This window comes from Streptomyces sp. NPDC027962 (genome assembly GCF_055566095.1).
The window spans coordinates 54,754-70,706 of sequence record NZ_JBVHTA010000025.1 but is presented as its reverse complement, the minus strand read 5'-3'; the positions used below and the strand labels follow the sequence as shown (position 1 = coordinate 70,706).

Genomic DNA, 15,953 nt, shown 5'->3' with positions numbered 1-15,953 from the left:
GCGACGGTGCCTTCCGTTCCAGTCCGCAGGGGTACCGGACGATTTCTCGTCACGATGCTACGCCAGCGTTTCCGGCACCCCCGCAGTTGTCCACAGGCTGTGGGTGATGATCGGACCGTGACCGACACGAGTGAAACGAACGAGCAGGAGCAGAGGAAGCGGAGGCTCACCGCGTGGCGCGCTTCTGACCGTGTGCTCGCCCGGGGCTCCGCGGACCGGCGCATCGCGGAACGTCTCGCGGCGCTCGCCGCCCACGCGGGCGACGTGTACGACCTCGACGACTGGACGGACGTCTACGGCAGCGGGGTCGTCGAAGAGCTGGAACGGCGCACGGCCGCGCTGCTCGGCTTCCCGGCCGCTGCGTTCTTCCCCACCGGCACGATGGCCCAGCAGGCGGCGCTGCGCTGCTGGGCGGGCCGCACGGGGAACACGACGATCGCGCTCCACCCGCAGGCGCACCCGGAGGTGCACGAACGCTCGGCCTTCTCCGTGGTGAGCGGACTGCGCACGATCCATCCCACGACCGAGCCGCGGCTGCCCACCGCCGACGAGGTACACGACTGCGACGAGCCGTTCGGTGTGCTGATGCTCGAACTGCCGCTCAGGGACGCCGGCTTCGTGCTCCCACCCTGGGACGAGCTGGTGGCGGTCGTCGACGCGGCGCGGGAACGTGATGCGGTGGTGCACTTCGACGGCGCACGCCTGTGGGAGTGCGCCCCGCACTTCGGCAGGCCGCTCGACGAGATCGCGTCACTGGCGGACAGCGTGTACGTGTCCTTCTACAAGTCCCTGGACGGCATGTCGGGCGCGGCTCTCGCCGGCCCGCCGTCGCTGATCGACGAGGCACGCGCGTGGCGGCACCGCTACGGGGGGCAGCTGTTCCAGCAGTACCCGGCCGCGCTGTCGGCGCTGCTGGGACTCGAGCGGGAGCTGCCGCGGCTGCCGTCGTACGTGGCCCACGCGAAGGTGGTCGCGGCGGCGCTCACGGACGCTTTCCGTGATGCCGCCGTCCCCTGGTTCCGCATCAACCCGCCCGTCCCGTACACACACCAGTTCCAGGTCTGGCTGCCGTACGACGAGGACGTGCTGAACGCGGCAGCCCTGTCGCAGTCGGAGGAGACGCGGGTGACGCTCTTCCGCCGCTGGTTCGCGGAAGGCTGCCCTCCGGGCGTATCCGTCACGGAGGTGACGGTCGCCTCCGAGGGCCTGGAGTGGACGGCCGAGGACGTGGCGGCGGCGGTGTCGGAGTTCGTACGCCGCGTGGGGCTGGGCGCGGCCACAGGTCGCTGACGCTGCAGAGGCCGCGCCGCCCAGGGCCGGGCGCGGCCTGCGGCTGCGCCGGGCGTGCGGGCCACGCCGCCGGGCGGCCGGCAGGCCGCCCGGACGCGGGCCGAGGCGCGGACACGGCGTCGGCAGCCAGGAGACTGCCCGGACGCGGTCCGAGCCCGAGAGGTGGGCCACACCGCCCGGCCGTCAGCAGGCCCCGGACCCGGGCCGAGCCCGGGCGAGGAGCCACGCCGCCGCCCGACCGCCGAGTTCGAGAGGTGGGCCACGCCGCCCGGCCGTCAGCAGGCGCCCCGGACGCGGGCCGAGGCGCGGACGCGGCGGCCTGCCAGCACCGCGCGGAAGCGGAGGTAGGTACAGGCCTCGCGGATCGTCCGGACGTCGTGGTCGCCGGGGCGGGGCGGCGGCTCGTCGCCCCTCCGGGCGGCCCGGTAGACGTCGACCATGTGCTGCTGCATCGCGTTCATGCCCCCACGCTCCGCCCGCCCCGCACCCCGCGTCGCGTCGATTGACGAGCCACGTCAAACGACGACGTACCTGGTCGCGGCACCCGCATCATGGAGGGCGTGAGCGTGACCATCGACATCACGGGGCTGCCCCCCGAGCGCATCGTCTTCGACATATCGCCCCTCGCCGAGCTGGGCGTTGCCCTGCATGCGCTCTCCGAGCCCGGGCACCATCCGGGGCTGCACGGCTGGGCGACGGCGACGGCCGCCGGGCTCAAGCCCGACCTCGCCGACCGGCTGCACGAGGCCGACTTCCTGTGGCGGTCGACGTTCTCCGACATCTTCATGCCGTTCGCCGGGCTGCCGACGCACCACGGACGCATCGGCGCGCATCTCGCCGCGGAACTCGACCTCCTCGACCGGCTCGACGACGAGCGGTTCGTCTCGTCGGCGTTGGAGTTCACCTGCGCCAGCACCTACTCGACCGGTGCGCCCTCACCTCTCGTCGACCCCGCCCGCCGCGCGCACGCGCTCGAGCTGGCCGCCAACCGGGGACCCCGCCAACTGGACTTCACCCGAAGGCTGCTCACCGACCCCGCTTCCGTACGGGCCTGGCTGCGGCGGCTGTTCGAGGACTGCGAGGACGCCTTCTTCGCCGACACCTGGCGACGCGTCTCCCCCCAGCTCGCCGCCGACGCCCGACACAAGACCGAGCTCCTGCGCCGCAAAGGCCTGACGGAGGCACTGCACGCCGTCTCCCCCGCGCTCACCCTCGACGAGGGCGGCACCAGGATCAGCGCCGACAAGCTCGCGGACGGGCGGACGACCGCCACCGACCCCGTGGTGGGCGCCGGTCTCACCCTGGTGCCCACCAGCTTCGGCTGGCCGCATCTGATGGTGCTGCACGCGCCGGGCTGGCAGCCGGTGATCCAGTACCCGATCGGCGCGCCCGAGCTGCCGGGCGCGGCCTCCGTCGAACTGCTGACGCTGCGCATGGACGCGCTCGCCCACCCGCTGCGCATGCGGCTGTGCCGCAACCTCGGCCGCGCCGCGTACACGACGAGCGAACTGGCCGACTCCCTCGGCATCACCGCCCCGGAGGTGTCCCGCCATCTGTCCGTACTGAAGAAGGCGAAGCTGATCACGACCCGGCGGCGCGGCCGTTACGTGCTCCATCAGCTGGACGTGACAGTGGTCGCCCGATTGGGGAGCGACTTCCTGGAGACTGTGCTGCGGTAGGCCCGGCGGACCTGATCCGGCCTGATCAATCCGGCCTGATGCAAACGGAAGACCCTAGTCGAACCGGATGTGCTTGACGCCCGTCCACGCCTTCCGGAGCCGGTGCTGCAGCGGGCCGTCCGTGTTCGTCGCCAGACGCAGTCCGGCCGATGCGGCAATCATGTCCGCCACCTCGGGCACACTTGCCCGGTCGGTGTGGATGTGCTCGGCGAAAAGCGGGCCGCGCAGCCGTTCGAGGCAGTGATCCAGCTTCTGCACGGCGAAGCTCTCGTGCTTCAGACCTCGGACGAGCCCCCGCTCGCTCAGCCGCCGCAGCACGGTCTCCCGTTCGGCGAGCAGCGCGAAGTGGTGGACCTCGTGGTCGGCGTCGTCCCGCAATCGGCCCACGATCTCGTCGAAGTACGCGGGTTCGACGAGCGTCATGGGCGCGATCACCGTGCCCTCGTGCCTGCGCAGCGCCAGGTCAAGAACCTCGTACACTCCCTGCCGCCACGAGGCCAGGTCCTGGAAGTCGCCGCGGAGCGGTGGCGGAGTCATCCGGTGCAGCCCGAAGCCGACATGCTCGGGGTCGCAGACGACGCTGCCCGGCAGCCGTCGCCGGATCTCGTACGCTGTCTGTGTCTTCCCGCCCCCGAACGGTCCGTTGATCCACAGCAGCACCGGCGGATCAGGCCGTCCCGCCGCCGGCCCGGACCAGCCCCGTCTCGTAGGCGAGCACCACCACCTGCACACGGTCGCGCAGCCCCAGCTTGGTGAGGATGCGGCCCACGTGCGTCTTCACGGTGGCCTCGGAGAGCACCAGCCGGCCCGCGATCTCGCCGTTGGACAGGCCCTGGGCGACAAGCAGCATCACTTCGCGCTCGCGTCCCGTCAGCCTGTCCAGCTCCTTCTGGCGGGGCTCGGGACCCGAAGTCGGCAGCATCGGCGCGAAACGGTCCAGCAGCCGCCGCGTCGTCGACGGCGCCACGACCGCGTCACCGCTGTGCACGGCGCGGATCGCGCCGAGCAGCTCACCGGGCGGCACGTCCTTGAGCATGAAGCCGCTGGCGCCGGCCTTGAGCCCGGAGAAGGCGTACTCGTCCAGGTCGAAGGTGGTGAGGATCAGCACCTTGGGCGCGCCCGGCTCCGCGCAGATGCGCCGCGTCGCCTCCACTCCGTCGAGCCTCGGCATACGTACGTCCATCAGGACGACGTCCACCGCCGTGGCACGCAGGACCTCAATGGCCTCCGCGCCGTCTCCTGCCTCCGCGACGACCTCCATGTCCGGCTGGGCGGCGAGCACCATGCGGAAGCCGGTGCGCAGCAGCACCTGGTCGTCGACGAGCATCACGCGGATGGACATGTCTGTTCCGTCCCTGATTCTGTAGTGGCTCTGGTGGCTCTAGTGGGCGGGCTTGAGTGGCAGCAGCGCGCTGACGCGGAAGCCTCCGCCCGGCCGCGGTCCGGCGTCCAGCGTGCCGCCGACCATACCGACACGTTCGCGCATCCCGATGAGACCGTGGCCACGGCCGTCCGCACCGCCGTCCTCGTACAGTTCGTGCGACGAACCGCGGCCGTCGTCCTCGACGAGCAGCCCCAGCCCGTCGTCGAAGTAGACGAGCCGCACACTCGCCCCGGCCTCCGGGCCGCCGTGCTTACGGGTGTTGGTGAGCGCTTCCTGCACAATGCGGTACGCGGTGAGCTCGACGCCGCTGGGCAACGGCCGCGGCGTTCCCTCGATCTTGAAGTCCACGGTCAGGCCCGCGCCCCGCACGTTCTCGACCAGATCCTCGATCTGCTTCACGTCGGGCTGGGGGACGTACTCTCCGCTCTCCGGCCCGTCGCCCGTGCGCAGCACTCCGAGCAGCCGGCGCATCTCGGCGAGGGCCTGGCGGCCAGTGCTCGAGATGGTCTCCAGCGCCTGCTTGGCCTGGTCGGGCGCGGCGTCCAGCACATAGGCGGCGCCGTCGGCCTGCACCACCATGACCGACACGTTGTGGGCGACGACGTCATGGAGTTCACGGGCGATCCTGGCGCGCTCGGCCGCGACCGCGACCTTGGCCTGCGCCTCACGTTCCTTCTCCAGACGAGTGGCGCGCTCCTCGAGCTGGTCGAAGTAGGCGCGCCGGGTGCGTATCGAGTCGCCGAGCACCCACGCCAGGGCGAACGGCAGGCTCATGATGACGGTGATGAAGATCCTTCCGAGGGTGCTCGTCGACTCCTCCGGCCAGCGGATCTGGGCCAGCGACGCCGCGGACAGCCCGCCGATCAGCGCGAGCCTGGACGCCCATCGCGGACCGCCGGTCGAGGCGACCGTGTAGATGATGACCATCATGGCGAAGTCGGCCGGATTCACGTCGATGTCGAGCACGAGCTGCGCGACACCCGCCAGGGCGGCGACGACGAGCATCTTTTCCGGCATGCGGCGGCGCAGCGCGACCACCAGACACAGCACCAGCACGATGACCGAGGCCGCGATCGCCGATCCGGGCCCTCCCGGCACCTGGGTCACCCACATCGAGGCGAACCCGAGGAGCATGACAGCCCAGAAGGCGTCGACGCCCGTGGGGTGTCTGCGGAGGAAGTCATAGAGGCGCTGCACGTAACCCAGAGTAGGGAAGCCGGATAGGTGCATGGGTCAACCGGAGGGGCGATCCGGCGGGCGGAGGCCTACTCCGGAAGGTGGAGACTTGTGACCGTGACGGATGACAACGGTGAATGGCGGGGGTGGCGCGCCGCGGCCGGGACCGCCCTTTACGGGCCTGGGGGCTTCTATCTCCGGCCCGAGGGCCCGGCAGCGCACTTCCGTACGTCGGTCCACGCGTCGCCCCTGTTCGCCGCCGCCGTCGCCCGGCTCCTGGTCACCACGGCCGAGTCGCTGGGGCTCGAGGAGGCGGCCCTGATCGACATGGGGGCGGGCCGCGGCGAGCTGCTGACGGCCGTGCTCGCCGCGCTGCCGCCCGGTTTCCCGGTCCGCGCCCACGCCGTCGAGCGCGCGGACCGGCCCGCCGGGCTCGACGCGCGCATCGCCTGGGCCGCCGAGGCACCGCGGGGTGTGAGCGGGTTGCTGTTCGCGAACGAGTGGCTCGACAACGTGCCCGTCGACCTCGCGGAGATGGACGCGGACGGTGTCGTCCGCCGTGTGCTGGTGCGCGAGGACGGCGAGGAGCGCCTCGGCGAGGAGGTCACGGGGGCGGACGCCGAGTGGCTCGCCCGCTGGTGGCCGCTGACGGAACCGGGGACGCGAGCGGAGATCGGCCGCCCCCGGGACGAGGCGTGGGCAGCGGCGGCGGGCGGACTGGAGGCAGGGCTGGCGGTCGCCGTGGACTACGCGCACTCGCGGGAGGCACGGCCGCCCTTCGGGACACTGACGGGCTTTCGCGAAGGACGCGAGGTACGCCCGGTCCCGGACGGAAGCTGCGACATCACGGCCCATGTGGCGCTGGACGCCGTCGCGGCGGCAGCTGCGGGGGCGGCTGTCGGGCCCGCAGCCTCGGGGGCGGCGGCGGCCGGGTCGGCGGCGGCCCGGCGTCCCACGAACGGCGTCGAACTCGTCCCGCAGCGGGAGGCGCTGCGGCGGCTCGGGGTGGTTTCCGAGCGGCCGCCGCTCGCGATGGCGTCCTCGGACCCCGCCGGGTACGTCCGTGCCCTGTCCCGGGCCGGAGAGGCGGCGGAGCTGACCGCCAGAGGCGGCCTGGGCGACTTCACCTGGCTCCTACAGCGGGTGGGACCGCCTCTGAGAGACTGTGCAGCATGACGGAGACGACGGTCGGCATCGGGGGCGCGGCGGAAAGCACCGACATGGTGCTCAACATCGGGCCGCAGCACCCTTCCACGCACGGCGTCCTCCGTCTGCGCCTCGTACTGGACGGTGAGCGGATCCAGCACGCCGAGCCGGTCATCGGCTACATGCACCGCGGCGCGGAGAAGCTCTTCGAGGCGCGCGACTACCGGCAGATCGTGGTCCTGGCGAACCGGCACGACTGGCTCTCCGCGTTCTCCAACGAGCTCGGTGTCGTCATGGCCGTCGAGCGGATGCTCGGCATGGAGGTCCCGGAGCGCGCGGTCTGGTGCCGTACGCTCCTGGCCGAGCTCAACCGGGTGCTCAACCACCTGATGTTCCTCGGCTCCTATCCCCTGGAACTGGGCGGTATCACCCCCGTCTTCCACGCCTTCCGGGAACGCGAAGAGCTGCAGGCGGTGATGGAGGAGATCTCCGGCGGCCGGATGCACTACATGTTCAACCGGGTCGGCGGCCTCAAGGAGGACCTCCCCGCCGGCTGGCTCGGCCGGGCCCGGCACACGGTCGCCGACGTGCGCTCGCGGATGGACGTGTACGACCGGCTGGTCCTCGGCAACGAGATCTTCCGCGGCCGGACCCGTGGCGTCGGTGCGCTCTCGGCGGAGTCGGTCCACGCCTACGGAGTGAGCGGACCCATCGCCAGAGCCTCCGGTGTCGACTTCGACCTGCGCCGCGACGAGCCGTACCTGGCCTACGCCGAGCTGCAGGACACCCTGAAGGTGGTCACCCGCCAGGACGGCGACTGCCTGGCCCGCTTCGAGGTACTCCTGGAGCAGACGCACAACGCGCTGGACCTGGCGGACGCCTGCCTGGACCGGATCGCGGAGCTGCCGCCGGGGCCGATCAACCAGCGGCTGCCGAAGGTCCTCAAGGCGCCGGAAGGCCACACCTACGCGTGGACCGAGAACCCGCTCGGCCTCAACGGCTACTACTTGGTCTCCAAGGGCGACAAGACCCCGTACCGGCTCAAGCTGCGCTCGGCCTCGTACAACAACATCCAGGCGCTCGCCGTGCTGCTGCCGGGGACGCTGGTCTCCGACATGGTCGCGATCCTGGGATCACTGTTCTTCGTCGTCGGCGACATCGACAAGTGACCGCCGAGCGGTCGAGCTCCCCTCGACCGCTGATCGGTGGTCGAGGGGGCGGACGGCGGACCGGCGGCCGCTAGGAGATCGCGCTGCGCAGCTGCGCGACGTCGAGCTGCTCCGTCTCGTCGTGCGCGGTCAGATCGATGACCTTGCCGACCGCGCGCGGGCCGCTGGTGCGCTGCGCCGCGAGGGCCTCCTCGCCCACCACGTCGGCGAGATCCTCGTGCTGCACCGCCTCGATGGCCCTCTGGGTGCCGGGTGCCTCGATCGCCTTGCCGGTGCCGCCCGTGTCCGCACCGCCATTGCCGGTGCCGAAGAAGTCGAAGCCGCCCTCGGGCCGCTTCACACGGGAACGCTGCGGGCCGTAGGGGACGATCGCGGCAGCCGCGGGGACGGGACGACGAGCGGGGAGGGCGGACGGCGGGCGCACGTGCTGCTCGGTCCCGGCGCCCGCCGCGTGCTTCCCCTGCGGCTCGTCAGCCTCCTGGGCCCGCTCCGCGAGGTCCCTGCGGCGGGCTTCTTCCACGGTGCGCCGGGCTTCCTGCGCCGCGGCGTTGCGCGGCAGGTCCTCAAGTGCCTTCGCGGCGCGCAGGTACGTCCCGGGCGTGGGTGTGGACCCGGCGGGCGGCAGCTCCTTTGCCGGAGCGGCCGCCTCGATCGCGAGCTGCCTGCGGCCCTCCAGCGCGCTGGCCCGCTCCGTCTCCGCGTTCGCGTACCGCCGCAGCAGCGCCGCGTGTTCGTTGCGCAGGGCGGCGAGTTCGACCCGCTTGGCGCGCAGCCTGGCGTCCAGCTTGAGGCGCAGCTCGCGGGACTCCTCGACGTCCGCCTCGAGCTCGGCTACGCGCTCCTCGGCCTTCCACTGGTCCCTGGCGCGGCCGCGCGTGAGCTCCGCGACCCTGCGCCCGGCACCGCGGTCCCAACTGCGCATGAGGACGGCACCGGTGATGGCCGCCGCGGCGGCGGCGGCGACCAGGGCGCGCAGCACAACGACATTTCCGACGAACAACGCGCCGGAAGCGCACAGAACCGACGCGCCGGCGACTGCGGTCGGCGGCAGCAGCTTGTGCAGGGGCGGGGAATGGCGGTGGCGTCCTCGTGGCATGGCCAGAAATTTACCGTGCGTAGACGCCGAATGGGGTGTCGGCCCGGCAAATCTCTGGTCGAGAACGCCGGGCCGTCCCGCGACTACTTCTGCAGCAGCCCCTCGGACTGAAGATAAGCCTTCGCGACGTCCTTGGGCTTCGCGCGTTCCGCGTCCACCTTGCGGTTCAACTCGGCGAGATCGTCTGTGCTCAGCACCTTGGTGAGCTTGGCGAGGGCATCCGCTATCTCCGTGCTCCCGGCGTCCTTCGCATTGACCACCGGGAGGACGTTGTCCGCGTTCTGGAGCTTCTTGTCGTCCTCGAGGACGACCAGGTCGTAGCTCGCCAGCGTGCCGTCCGTCGTGGAGGTGAGCACCATCTGGTCCTCACCGTCCTTGACCGCCTGCTTGGCCTGCGGGGTCCCGACCCCCTTCGGGTCGATTCCCGCAACGTCGATGCCGTACGTCTTCTTGAGACCCGGTGCGCAGAACGGCCGCACCTCGCACTCGTCGCCTGCCGCGATCTTCACCTTCAGCTTCGACTCGCCAAGATCGGAAAGAGTCTTGAGCTTGTTCTTCTCGGCGAATTCCTTCGAGACGGCGAAGGCGTTCTGGTCGACAGCCTCTCCGGCCGGCAGCACTTTCAACCCCACGGCCTCCGCGAGTCCGGTGAGCGCCTCGACGGTCGACGCCACATCACCGGAGGCAACGGGCTTCTCCTGCGGTGCCTTCGGACCGTTCGCCTTCGCGTTCAGGAATTCGGCGAGGGTCGCGGCGTATTCCGGAACGACGTCTATCTCGCCCTTCTCCAGCGAAGGTTCGTACAGCTCGCGGTTCTTCACCGTGGTGATCGACGTCTTGTACCCCGCGTCGCCGAGGACCTGCGCATAGAGCTCGGCCAGCACTTTGGACTCGGTGAAGGCGGCCGCCCCGACGACGAGCGTGCCCTTTTCACCGGAGCCGCCGGAGCCGCTTCCGGACGAAGAGCTGCCCTTCTCCTGTTCGAGGGATTCACCGCCGCACGCGGCAAGAGAACCCGCCAGGGCCGCCACGCCGAGTACCGCGCCCGCGATGCGGGAGGTCTTGCTCATCAGGTTCTCCGTCCACTGCGACATCAAAAGCGTCGTACGAGTTTGGGGCATTGCCGTCAGGCCGGTGACGGCACGGACTTGCGCAAGGGGCTCAGCAGCCGGTCGGCCGCCACCAGCACCCCTTCCACGAGCAGCGCCAGCAGCGCCGCGAGCAGCGCGCCCGCGACCACCTGAGGGGTGTTGTAGGTGTTGAATCCGGCGGTGATGATGCGGCCCAGTCCGCCCTGGCCGACCATCGAGGCGATCGTGGCCGTGGCCACCACCTGGACGGCGGCGGACCTCAGCCCGGTCATCAGCAGCGGATAGGCGAGGGGCAGCTCGACCCGCACGAAGAGCTGGCCGCCCGACATGCCCATCCCCCGCGCGGCCTCCACCACCGCCCGGTCGACCTCCCGCATGCCCACGTACGCGTTCGTCAGCAGCGGCGGTACGGCGAACAGCACCAACGCGATGATCGTCGGCACATAGCCGGCGCTGCGCAGCGGTGTGAGCATGAAGAGGGCGAGCACGGCGAAGACGGGGACGGCCCGGCCTGCGTTGGAGATGTTGACCGCGAGGGCGCCACCCTTGCCGATGTGCCCGAGCCACAGGGCGATCGGCAGGGCGATCACGCAGGCCAGCGCGAGGGCGACCCCGCTGACGTAGAGATGCTCGCCGAGCCGGTGCCAGGCACCGCCCTCCCCCGACCAGTTGGACCCGGTGGTGAGCCAGGTCCACGCGCCTGTGACCGCGCCCATCAGACCTTCGCCTCCGCCGTCCGTATTCGGGTCCAGGGCGTGAGCAGTCGCTGGACGCCCAGCAGCAGCAGGTCGGCCACGGCCGCCAGCAGCACGCACAGCACGGACGCGGTCAGCACCTGCGCCTTGAAGGTCGTCTGAACCCCGTCGTCGATCAGATTGCCCAGGCCGCCCTGGCCGACCAGCGCGCCGACCGTGGTCAGGGCGATCGTCGACACCGTCGCGATCCGTATCCCCGCCATCAACGCCGGGAGGGCGAGAGGCAGTTCGACCTCCCACAACATCCTGACCGGGCCGTATCCCATGCCGCGGGCGGCCTCACGCGCCTCCGCGGGGACCGCTTCGAGCCCCGCCATGATGTTCCGCACGAGGATGGTGAGGGAGTAGAGCACGAGCCCGGTCACCACCAGCGCGGCGGACAGGCCGAAGAACGGCAGCAGCAGCGAGAACATGGCCAGCGAGGGGATCGTGTAGAGCAGGGTGGTGAGCCCCAGGACGGGGCCAGCGAACCGCGGCCGGGTGCGGGCGAGGAGCGCCAGCGGAAAGGCGACGGCCAGCCCGATCAGCACCGACGCGACGGTGATCCAGACATGCTGGAGGGTCGCCTCGGTCAACTCCTGGCTGCGGGTGCGGAGATATTCGCCGCAGATCCAGTCGTTCGCCGCGAGACAGCTCTGCGCGGCCTGCTCCGTGACCTTCCACTCCGGACTCATCCACCCCCACCTCCCCGATTGCGCCGAACGTATGTCTGGCGACCCTATCCCCGCCCACTGACAATCCCCCAGGGCGGCCACGTTGCAGCAACATGGCTTTCACACAGCACCCGTCACAATGGGGAGTCATGATCCGATTCGAGCACGTCACCAAGCGGTACCCGGACGGCACCACGGCCGTGGACGACCTCTCCTTCGAGGTCGCGGACGGTGAACTGGTCACGCTCGTCGGACCTTCCGGCTGCGGCAAGACCACCACGATGAAGATGGTCAACCGGCTCATAGATCCGACCAGTGGCCGGATATCCGTGGGCGGCCAGGACATCGCGGACGCCGACCCGGTCGAACTGCGCCGCCGTATCGGCTATGTGATCCAGCAGGTCGGCCTCTTTCCGCACAAGACGGTCCTGGAGAACACCGCGACCGTGCCCCACCTCCTCGGCGTCAAGCGTTCCAAGAGCCGTGAGCGGGCCGCCGAGCTTCTCGACCTGGTGGGCCTCGACCCGTCCGTGTACGGCGACCGCTACCCCGAGCAGCTCTCCGGCGGCCAGCGCCAGCGCGTGGGTGTGGCCAGGGCGCTGGCGGCCGATCCGCCGGTGCTGCTGATGGACGAGCCCTTCGGCGCGGTCGACCCGGTCGTGCGGGGCCATCTGCAGAACGAGTTCCTGAAGCTCCAGTCCCAGGTCCGCAAGACGGTCCTCTTCGTCACCCACGACATCGAGGAGGCCGTGCGCCTCGGGGACCGCATCGCCGTCTACGGCCAGGGCAGGATCGAGCAGTTCGACGCCCCCGCCGCCGTCCTCGGCGCCCCCGCCACCCCGTACGTGGCCGACTTCGTCGGCGCCGACCGCGGGCTCAAGCGGCTGTCCGTCACTCCCATCGAGCCGGCGGACCTGGAGCAGCCACCGGTCGTCCACCTCGACGACCCCCTGCCACGCGACCTGGGCTCCCGGTGGGCCGTGGTCCTGGACGCCGAGGACAACCTGCACGGATGGATCTCCGCCGAACGGGCTCAGGGCGACGGCGCGGTCCGCGGCCATGCCCGCCGGATGGAGGCCTGGCTGCCGGTCGGCGCCTCGCTCAAGCAGGCGTTCGCCACCATGCTCCAGCACGACGCGGGCTGGATCGCGGTGATCGACGAAGAGGAGACGGGAAGGTTCCTCGGAGTCCTGACACCGGCCGGGCTGCACGAGGCACTGCGCCGCTCGATCGACGCGGACGCCCAGGACATCGCCCGCACGGAGGTCGCCCTGGAGTCCATCGCGACGGTGGCGCCGCCGGCCACCGTCACGAAGCGCTGAGCCGGCTGCCGAGCCACTCCAGGGCGGGCGGGATCTCGCGCCGCCAGGTGTTGAAGTTGTGCCCGCCGCTGTCCAGCACGATCGACGACACCCGCGCCGGCGCCCGCACCTTCTCGATGAAGGCCCGTGTCCCCGCGAGGTTCCCCTCGCCCTGCCGGGAGGTGGTGACGAGGAACGACGACGTGCCCTGCGGCAGATGATCCAGGCTCCACAGCAGGTCCGCCCGTTTCCGCAGCCGGTCGTCGCCGTGGAAGAGATCACCGGTCGTCGGGTCCTCGGCCGCCTTGTAGTACGCGGAGAGCCCGACGCCCGCCGAGAACCGCTCCGGATGGTGCAGCGCCATCTTCAAAGCGCAGTAGCCGCCGGTGGAGTTGCCCATGAAACCCCAGTTCCGCGGTCGCGTCCCCACCCGGTAGGTCTCGGAAACGGCCCTGGGCAGGTCCTCGGCGAAGAACGTCTCCGTCTTCGGCCCTCCGGGGACGTCCACGCATTCGGTGTCCCTCGGCGGCGCGACCGTCGGCCGCAGCATCACCAGCACCATCGGCTGCATCCGCCCGCCCCTCGCCTGCTCGAACGCGGTCCGCGGGTACTTCAGCCCCTTGAGCAGGTTCTCCGCGGTTCCCGGGTACCCGGTCAGCACGACGGCCGCCGGAAAGGTGCGTTCCCGGTGTGCCTGCTGGAAGTACTCCGGCGGCAGATAGACGTATGCCGGGCTGTCGATCCCCGACTTCTCGCCGGACACGACCACCTTGTGTATCTGGCCTCCCGTCGTCGGCCGCGCGCCTCCCGGCACATCCGGCTTCCGCTTTTCCACGACCTTGAGGTGCGTGCCCTGCGAGTGGTCCACGACGACGCCCATGTCCTGATGCCGGCCGAAGAGGTCTGCCCAGGAGCCGTAGAAGAGGAAGGAGTTGTTGGCGGCGAGAGCGACGGCGGCGAACAGCGACAGCTGTGTCGCAAGCAGCAGGCCGATCCGTCCGGCCACCGCACGAAGACCACCTCCCGCCAGCCGCGGCCACAGCCGAACGGTGGCGGCGAACAGCAGCACCGCTGCCGAGGCGGCCAGGGCCAGGACTTTGACACTGGTCAGACCCATGAGTCGTGTGTGCCTTCTGCGTCGGGGAATTTCCGGGACGAATGAACCCGCCTCCCACAAGTCCCGTCCTAGAGAGCGCAAATCGTCCGGGCCGAACGACCTGCGGCCCTGGACACGGGATCTCATCCGGAGTCACGGGAAGCGATGTCTGCAACGCTAGATGGGGACAAATCAGGATTGGTTCCGAATCAGGCCCCGGATCGGGCCCCGAGTCGGCTGCCGGCCCGGATACCGGCTCGGATCCGCCGCCTGCTGCGCGGCCCCCGGCCCGAGGCGGTTCCGGGTCTGGTGGGCACCGCGTGCACCTTCGTCGGGCTGATCGACATCGCGGCCGGGGTCTTCCCCCGCTTCCGGCACAGCCGGATGCACACCGTCGTCGAGGTACTGCCCGGCGCCACCGGGCCGTTCGCCGCCGCGCTCTCGCTGAGCGCGGGCATGCTGCTGCTCCTCCTCGCGCACGGCATCAAGCGCCACAAGCGCCGCGCCTGGCGGGCCGCCGTGATCCTGCTGCCCGCCGGAGCCGTCGCGCAGTTCGCCTACCGGCACTCCGTCGTCGGAACGCTGCTGTCCCTGGCGCTGCTGACCCTGCTGCTGCGCCACCGGGCGGAGTTCGCGGCCCTGCCCGACCCGCGCAGCCGCTGGCGGGCCCTCGCCAACTTCGTTCTCATGGCCGCCGGTTCGCTCGTGGTCGGTCTGATCGTCGTCAGCGCCCATCCCGGCAAGATCGTCGGCAGCCCGGGCCTCACCGACCGTCTGGAGCATGTGCTCTACGGGCTCTTCGGCTTCGAGGGCCCCGTCAGGTACGCCGACGGCGTCTCCTGGACGGTGGGCTACTGCCTCGGCGCCCTCGGCCTGCTGACCGCCGTCACCACCGTCTACTTCGCCTTCCGTCCCGAACACCCGGCCGCCCGCCTGACCGAGGAGGACGAACACCGGCTGCGCGAGCTGCTCGCCGTCCACGGCGGCCGCGACTCACTCGGCCACTTCGCACTCCGCCGCGACAAGGGCGTCGTCTTCTCCCCCAGCGGCAAGGCCGCCGTCTGCTACCGCGTCGTCTCCGGTGTGATGCTCGCCGGCGGCGACCCGATCGGCGACGTCGAGGCGTGGCCCGGCGCCATCGAACGCTTCATGGACGAGGCCAAGGCGCACTCCTGGACCCCGGCGGTGATGGGGTGCTCCGAGACCGGCGGCCATGTCTGGACCCGCGAGACCGGCCTCGACGCCCTGGAGCTCGGGGACGAGGCGGTGGTGGACGTCGCGGATTTCTCCCTGAGCGGGCGCGCGATGCGGAACGTGCGCCAGATGGTGAAGCGCATCGAACGGGCCGGTTACCGGACCCGCGTACGCCGCGCCCGTGATCTCACCGCCGAAGAGGTCGAACAGATCCGCAGCGCCGCGGCCCAATGGCGGGGCACCGACACGGAGCGCGGGTTCTCGATGGCCCTCGGCCGCATCGGCGATCCGGCGGACGGCGACGCGGTGATCGCCACCGCCCACAAGGACGACGACAAGGGAAGATCCCCCTACGGCGACCTGAAAGCGGTCATCCACTTCGTCCCGTGGGGCACGGACGGCATGTCGCTGGAGCTGATGCGCCGCGACCGCAGTGCCGACCCCGGCATGAACGAACTGCTCATCGTCGCCGCACTCCAAGCCGCGCCCGCCCTGGGGATCGATCGGGTCTCGCTCAACTTCGCGATGTTCCGCTCGGCACTCGCCCGCGGCGAGAAGATCGGCGCGGGGCCGGTGCTGCGGATGTGGCGACGGCTGCTCGTCTTCCTCTCCCGGTGGTTCCAGATCGAGTCGCTGTACAAGTTCAACGCCAAGTTCAAGCCCCGTTGGGAGCCCCGCTTCGTGGTGTTCCGGAACACCCGCGATCTGCCCCGTATCGGCTTCGCCGCGATGCAGGCCGAGGGCTTCGTCAACCTGGCGCTGCCCCGCCCCTTCGCCCGCCGGCACCCCGCCCCCGCTCCCCGGCCCTGCGCCCACCTCGCCCGTCACACGGAAACGCACGACGCCCGCGCGGCCTGACAGAGCGCCGAACCGCCCACCACCCGCCGGGGCCGGGCGACCTCTGCCCGGCCCGGGTCGAGCAC

15 protein-coding genes are annotated in these 15,953 nt (G+C 70.9%); 6 read left to right on the top strand and 9 right to left on the bottom strand.

What is annotated here, in order from left to right; genetic code table 11:
- Nucleotides 1-117: 117 nt before the first annotated feature.
- Nucleotides 118-1,290, top strand: a complete 1,173-nt coding sequence (locus ACZ4SA_RS23000; protein ID WP_468277507.1) for a threonine aldolase family protein — start codon at nucleotides 118-120, stop codon at nucleotides 1,288-1,290.
- Nucleotides 1,291-1,565: 275 nt separating this feature from the next.
- On the opposite strand, the gene ACZ4SA_RS22995 is transcribed toward ACZ4SA_RS23000, so the two are convergent.
- A complete protein-coding gene (locus ACZ4SA_RS22995) occupies nucleotides 1,566-1,751 on the bottom strand; it encodes a hypothetical protein (RefSeq protein ID WP_468277505.1) in 186 nt (61 codons plus the stop codon).
- Nucleotides 1,752-1,856: 105 nt separating this feature from the next.
- On the opposite strand from ACZ4SA_RS22995, the gene ACZ4SA_RS22990 reads away from it, so the two are divergent.
- Nucleotides 1,857-2,969: a DUF5937 family protein gene (locus ACZ4SA_RS22990; RefSeq protein WP_468277598.1), complete on the top strand. Its 1,113-nt coding sequence runs from the start codon at nucleotides 1,857-1,859 to the stop codon at nucleotides 2,967-2,969.
- A 54-nt stretch (nucleotides 2,970-3,023) separates the two neighbouring features.
- On the opposite strand, the gene ACZ4SA_RS22985 is transcribed toward ACZ4SA_RS22990, so the two are convergent.
- From ACZ4SA_RS22985 to ACZ4SA_RS22975, 3 genes are read right to left on the bottom strand one after another with little or no spacing between them, the layout of a single operon-like run.
- Complete coding sequence (locus ACZ4SA_RS22985; RefSeq protein ID WP_468277503.1) at nucleotides 3,024-3,629, bottom strand: AAA family ATPase; 606 nt, start codon at nucleotides 3,627-3,629, stop codon at nucleotides 3,024-3,026.
- A 7-nt stretch (nucleotides 3,630-3,636) separates the two neighbouring features.
- Complete coding sequence (locus tag ACZ4SA_RS22980) at nucleotides 3,637-4,311, bottom strand: response regulator transcription factor (protein ID WP_468277502.1); 675 nt, start codon at nucleotides 4,309-4,311, stop codon at nucleotides 3,637-3,639.
- A gap of 39 nt (nucleotides 4,312-4,350) precedes the next feature.
- Nucleotides 4,351-5,550, bottom strand: coding sequence for a sensor histidine kinase (locus tag ACZ4SA_RS22975; protein WP_468277500.1), 1,200 nt, complete (start codon nucleotides 5,548-5,550; stop codon nucleotides 4,351-4,353).
- 96 nt (nucleotides 5,551-5,646) lie between these two features.
- Here ACZ4SA_RS22975 and ACZ4SA_RS22970 point away from each other — a divergent pair, with 96 nt between their 5' ends.
- Both ACZ4SA_RS22970 and ACZ4SA_RS22965 read left to right on the top strand, forming a co-directional pair.
- The gene (locus tag ACZ4SA_RS22970) at nucleotides 5,647-6,705 is read left to right on the top strand and encodes an SAM-dependent methyltransferase (RefSeq protein ID WP_468277499.1); all 1,059 of its coding nucleotides are present in this window, start codon (nucleotides 5,647-5,649) and stop codon (nucleotides 6,703-6,705) included.
- Complete coding sequence (locus ACZ4SA_RS22965; RefSeq protein ID WP_468277496.1) at nucleotides 6,702-7,844, top strand: NADH-quinone oxidoreductase subunit D; 1,143 nt, start codon at nucleotides 6,702-6,704, stop codon at nucleotides 7,842-7,844. Before ACZ4SA_RS22970 ends, ACZ4SA_RS22965 begins: the two co-directional genes overlap by 4 nt.
- A gap of 70 nt (nucleotides 7,845-7,914) precedes the next feature.
- Here ACZ4SA_RS22965 and ACZ4SA_RS22960 read toward each other — a convergent pair whose 3' ends face one another.
- The 4 genes from ACZ4SA_RS22960 to ACZ4SA_RS22945 form a co-directional block, all read right to left on the bottom strand.
- The gene (locus ACZ4SA_RS22960; RefSeq protein WP_468277494.1) at nucleotides 7,915-8,940 is read right to left on the bottom strand and encodes a hypothetical protein; all 1,026 of its coding nucleotides are present in this window, start codon (nucleotides 8,938-8,940) and stop codon (nucleotides 7,915-7,917) included.
- Nucleotides 8,941-9,023: 83 nt separating this feature from the next.
- A complete protein-coding gene (locus ACZ4SA_RS22955) occupies nucleotides 9,024-10,010 on the bottom strand; it encodes an ABC transporter substrate-binding protein (RefSeq protein ID WP_468277491.1) in 987 nt (328 codons plus the stop codon).
- Nucleotides 10,011-10,066: 56 nt separating this feature from the next.
- On the bottom strand, nucleotides 10,067-10,747 hold the full coding sequence (locus ACZ4SA_RS22950) for an ABC transporter permease (RefSeq protein ID WP_468277487.1): 681 nt from the start codon (nucleotides 10,745-10,747) through the stop codon (nucleotides 10,067-10,069).
- Entirely contained in the window at nucleotides 10,747-11,460 is a 714-nt protein-coding gene (locus tag ACZ4SA_RS22945) for an ABC transporter permease (protein ID WP_468277485.1), read from the bottom strand. The genes ACZ4SA_RS22950 and ACZ4SA_RS22945 overlap by 1 nt, the downstream gene beginning before the upstream one ends.
- A gap of 128 nt (nucleotides 11,461-11,588) precedes the next feature.
- On the opposite strand from ACZ4SA_RS22945, the gene ACZ4SA_RS22940 reads away from it, so the two are divergent.
- Entirely contained in the window at nucleotides 11,589-12,761 is a 1,173-nt protein-coding gene (locus tag ACZ4SA_RS22940; RefSeq protein ID WP_468277483.1) for an ABC transporter ATP-binding protein, read from the top strand.
- On the opposite strand, the gene ACZ4SA_RS22935 is transcribed toward ACZ4SA_RS22940, so the two are convergent.
- The gene (locus ACZ4SA_RS22935) at nucleotides 12,748-13,857 is read right to left on the bottom strand and encodes an alpha/beta hydrolase (RefSeq protein WP_468277481.1); all 1,110 of its coding nucleotides are present in this window, start codon (nucleotides 13,855-13,857) and stop codon (nucleotides 12,748-12,750) included. The two genes, ACZ4SA_RS22940 and ACZ4SA_RS22935, sit on opposite strands and share 14 nt — an antisense overlap.
- A 144-nt stretch (nucleotides 13,858-14,001) precedes the next feature.
- Between ACZ4SA_RS22935 and ACZ4SA_RS22930 the strand changes: the two genes are divergently transcribed.
- Complete coding sequence (locus ACZ4SA_RS22930) at nucleotides 14,002-15,888, top strand: phosphatidylglycerol lysyltransferase domain-containing protein (RefSeq protein WP_468277477.1); 1,887 nt, start codon at nucleotides 14,002-14,004, stop codon at nucleotides 15,886-15,888.
- The last annotated feature ends 65 nt before the right edge of the window (nucleotides 15,889-15,953 follow it).

What these genes read in the sequence shown, in the direction of transcription:
- ACZ4SA_RS22995 (WP_468277505.1), bottom strand. Translation starts at nt 1,751, where the DNA reads ATGAACGCGATGCAGCAGCACATGGTCGACGTCTACCGGGCCGCCCGG.
- ACZ4SA_RS22980 (WP_468277502.1), bottom strand. Translation starts at nt 4,311, where the DNA reads ATGTCCATCCGCGTGATGCTCGTCGACGACCAGGTGCTGCTGCGCACC.
- ACZ4SA_RS22965 (WP_468277496.1), top strand. Translation starts at nt 6,702, where the DNA reads ATGACGGAGACGACGGTCGGCATCGGGGGCGCGGCGGAAAGCACCGAC.
- ACZ4SA_RS22960 (WP_468277494.1), bottom strand. Translation starts at nt 8,940, where the DNA reads ATGCCACGAGGACGCCACCGCCATTCCCCGCCCCTGCACAAGCTGCTG.
- ACZ4SA_RS22955 (WP_468277491.1), bottom strand. Translation starts at nt 10,010, where the DNA reads ATGAGCAAGACCTCCCGCATCGCGGGCGCGGTACTCGGCGTGGCGGCC.
- ACZ4SA_RS22950 (WP_468277487.1), bottom strand. Translation starts at nt 10,747, where the DNA reads ATGGGCGCGGTCACAGGCGCGTGGACCTGGCTCACCACCGGGTCCAAC.
- ACZ4SA_RS22945 (WP_468277485.1), bottom strand. Translation starts at nt 11,460, where the DNA reads ATGAGTCCGGAGTGGAAGGTCACGGAGCAGGCCGCGCAGAGCTGTCTC.
- ACZ4SA_RS22940 (WP_468277483.1), top strand. Translation starts at nt 11,589, where the DNA reads ATGATCCGATTCGAGCACGTCACCAAGCGGTACCCGGACGGCACCACG.
- ACZ4SA_RS22935 (WP_468277481.1), bottom strand. Translation starts at nt 13,857, where the DNA reads ATGGGTCTGACCAGTGTCAAAGTCCTGGCCCTGGCCGCCTCGGCAGCG.
- ACZ4SA_RS22930 (WP_468277477.1), top strand. Translation starts at nt 14,002, where the DNA reads ATGTCTGCAACGCTAGATGGGGACAAATCAGGATTGGTTCCGAATCAG.